1 protein-coding gene is annotated in these 1,757 nt (G+C 48.2%); it reads left to right on the forward strand.

Annotated features, from left to right (window positions below; all coding sequences use genetic code 11):
• Positions 1 to 1,757, forward strand: a 1,757-nt coding sequence (gene fdhF / locus GRP75_RS26085; RefSeq protein ID WP_160790782.1) for a formate dehydrogenase subunit alpha, incomplete at both ends; no start/stop codon positions are given.

Genomic DNA, 1,757 nt, shown 5'->3' on the forward strand with positions numbered 1-1,757 from the left:
AACCTACCTCTGAGGGACCTGTTAACGGTATCTCGACATGCGTAAAAGGGAAATTTGGCTGGGATTTTGTGAACAGCGATCAGCGTTTGACCTCCCCTTTAATTCGTCAAGGTGACGAATTTGTGGAAGCTACCTGGGAAGAAGCCTTGAGCCTGATGGCCAGCAAAATGGGAACTATTCAAGAAACTTACGGCGGTGAGGCACTCGGCTTTATTTCTTCGTCCAAATTTACCAATGAAGAAAACTATTTGATGCAAAAGTTGGCTCGTCAGGTCTTCCAAACGAATAACGTCGATAATTGCTCACGGTATTGCCAATCTCCTGCGTCATGGGGGCTGCAATACACCGGAGGCATCGGTGGGGACAGCGGTACGATTAAAGACATTGCCAAAGCAGGTTTGGTCATGCTGGTCGGTTGCGCGCCGGGAGAAGGACATCCAGTGCTGGCTACTCGTATCAAACGTGCGCATAAGCTGCACGGTCAAAAGTTGATCTCGGTCGACCTGCGCAAGCATGAAATGGCAGAACGCGCAGATCTGTTCATTCGTCCGAAGCAAGGTACTGATTATGTATGGTTATCCGCTGTAGCCAAATACATCATTGAGCAAAACTGGCATGATGCAAAATTCATTGAAGAGCATGTAAACTTCTATCCTGAATATTTGAAGTTGCTAGATCGTTTCACCCTGGAATTTGCCGAACAGGAAACTGGTATTTCCAAAGAGACACTGATTCAGGTAGCGACTATGATTCACGAAGCCGACGGCACTGCCATTTGCTGGGGCATGGGTGTGACGCAAAACATCGCAGGCTCTTACACTTCGATTGCAATTGCCAACCTACTGCTGGTGACTGGAAACTTTATGCGTCCGGGTGCAGGCGCATATCCGCTTCGCGGACATAACAATGTTCAGGGTGCTGCCGATATGGGTACAATGCCGGATATTTTCCCGGGCTATCAGCCCGTGACGAACGATGTCGTTCGTGCCAAGTTCGAAGCGGCCTACGGCGTACAAATTCCAGGTCAACGCGGACTGGACAACATTCAGATGCTGGAAGCTATTGAAACAGGTAAGCTCAAAGCGATGTATATCGCTGGAGAAGAGATGGCATGGGTGGATGCCGACTCCAACCATACCCAAGAAATGCTGGCGAATTTGGATTTCCTTGTCGTTCAGGATGTATTTCTGAGCAAAACAGCTGAATTCGCCGATGTCATTTTGCCAGCCGTACCTTCACTCGAAAAAGACGGAACCTTTACGAACACCGAACGTCGTGTCCAGCGTTTATATGAAGCACTCCGCCCTATGGGAGACAGTAAGCCGGATTGGTGGATTTTCAGCCAATTTGCCAAGCACATGGGATTTGATTGGGATTACAGCCATCCAAGTGAAATTTCCGAGGAAATGGCGTCGCTCACTCCATTTTTCTCCCAATGTAATTATGACGTATTGGAAGGCTGGAACAGCTTCCACTGGGGATCGCCGGATGGTAGCAATACACCGCTGCTGCACAGCAACGGCTTTAACTTTCCGGATAAAAAAGCGCGATTGGGACTTTTCGAATATGTACCACCGAAAGAGTACCCCGTTGAATTCGATTTGACCTTAAATAATGGTCGACTGCTCGAACAGTTTCATGAAGGAAATATGACGACCAAATCAGCGGGTATTCAGCTCAAACTTCCAAAAGTATTTGTGGAAGTGTCACCTGAATTGGCTGAGGAGCGCGGAATCACTAATGGATCGCTGGTTCGA

This window comes from Paenibacillus sp. OT2-17, assembly GCF_009827695.1.
Classification (GTDB): Bacteria; Bacillota; Bacilli; order Paenibacillales; family Paenibacillaceae; genus Paenibacillus; species Paenibacillus polymyxa_B.